Raw genomic sequence first — 1813 nt, 5'->3', positions numbered from 1 at the left:
AGACGAGGGGTGATTAATTCGCTGATTTCCCGGGGATGAGATGCATTTTAACTGGCGCACTTCCCCTATCATATTTGCTAATCGTCAGCACACGCTGAACGAAATTGGCGTTCCTCTACCACCAGATTGAATATTTGTCAGGGACACGATACAGCGTACAGGCGTGCCGGTAGATAAAAATATGGCAATTCCCATTGTACTGGATCACAGCAGCCCGCAATCGCTGCAAGGGCAGATTTTTGAACAATTACGCCATCTGATCCTTGGCGGAAAACTTAAACCCGGCACCCCTATACCCGCCAGCCGTGTGCTTGCTGAGCAACTGGGCACTTCCCGGAATACCGTCCTTCTTGTCTACGATCGTCTAATGGCTGAAGGCTATCTACAAGCCAGGAAGGCGATTGGAACATACGTAAATCTTGAGTTGCCTGAAACTTGCCTGGCTGCGACCCGTAGAATTGCTGTCTCAATTCCAGTTCAAGGGGAGATGGTAAAGCAGCCAGTAATCCCCTTTACCGGACAAAAACAGGCGGGAAACAACGCTCGACATCTGGATTTTGACTTTTTTCCGGATCGTACCGACCTTGACTTATTCCCTCAGAAAATATGGCGCCGCTTTATCAACAGGACATTCACTTCGTCCGGTACTCACTTTACCGAATGCGGCGACCCGGGCGGATTGCTCCAGTTACGAGAAGTCGTCGCGGATCACCTTGGGATAGCGCGTGGAATTAGCGTTTCATCCGATCAGGTAATCATTACCGCCGGTTCCCAAGAGGGATTGAACTTAGCGGCTCGCCTCTTGATAAAGGATGGAACGCTGGTAGCTACGGAGAATCCCTGCTATGAGGGAGCTGCACTCCTCTTCCAGAGCTACTATGCAAAATTGGTCCCCGTGCCTGTAGATGAAGCCGGATTGGACGTCGAACAGTTGCCAAAGGAAGGGGTCATGCTCCTGTATGTGACCCCCTCACATCAGTATCCGCTCGGTTTCACGTTACCGATCGAGCGTCGCTTGAAACTGCTCGACTGGGCTCGGCGTTGCGGGGCATATATTATTGAGGATGACTACGATTCGGATTTCCGATATCGCGGCTCTCCCTTGACGGCGCTCATGGGTCTCGACGATTATGGTTGTGTAATGTATTTGGGTACTTTTTCCAAATCCATGGGTGCTGGGTTGCGTCTGGGTTACCTGGTGGTGCCTAAGACGTTGATTCAGGCGGCGCGCTCGGCCAAGGCATTGCTGAATAATGGACATGCCTGGTTGGATCAGGCAACAATGGCTGAATTCATCCGGAGTGGCGCCTATGGCAATCATTTAAGGCGAATGCGCCATGTTTATTGCAAGCGCCGTGACTGCCTCATCGAAGCCTTACGGCAGCATTTTGGTGCGGTTCACGTCTCCGGACTGGAAAGCGGCCTCCATCTGGCCTGGCATCTACCAAAAAACTATCCTGATGCTCCTCAGCTCCAGGCACTCGCACTCCGCCATGGAGTAGGTATTTATGCCATGGGTTCTGGTACCGCTTACGATTATGGAAAATGTGACTATAGCGCTCGTACGCTGATACTTGGTTTTGCATCTCTTAATGAATACCAGATCAGAGCAGGTATTCGGCGAATCGCCGATGCGTTTGCAGGATTGCCAACAGGTTAACCTAAGTCCCGCCAGCTGATTGCTGAGCTATCCGCGGCACACTCCATGCTACTCTTCATTAAATCCTTGGATCCCCGGCATTATTTTCCGGCGATTCAACTCACCACGCAGGACGGAGCGATCAAAAAACGGACATAAAAAACACCGATCCAT

1 protein-coding gene is annotated in these 1813 nt (G+C 51.1%); it reads left to right on the top strand.

All coding sequences use genetic code 11. From position 1 onward, the window contains the following. Positions 1-181 precede the first annotated feature (181 nt). Positions 182-1660, top strand: coding sequence for a PLP-dependent aminotransferase family protein (locus SQ11_RS15225; protein ID WP_041515051.1), 1479 nt, complete (start codon positions 182-184; stop codon positions 1658-1660). Positions 1661-1813 lie beyond the last annotated feature (153 nt).

The sequence above is a fragment of the Nitrosospira sp. NpAV genome (genome assembly GCF_000832065.1).
Taxonomy (GTDB): Bacteria; Pseudomonadota; Gammaproteobacteria; order Burkholderiales; family Nitrosomonadaceae; genus Nitrosospira.
Note: the sequence above shows the minus strand (reverse complement) of the source record. Positions and strands in the feature narration are given on the sequence as shown.

Coding starts and splice junctions, on each gene's coding strand:
- SQ11_RS15225 (WP_041515051.1), top strand. CDS start 182: ATGGCAATTCCCATTGTACTGGATCACAGCAGCCCGCAATCGCTGCAA.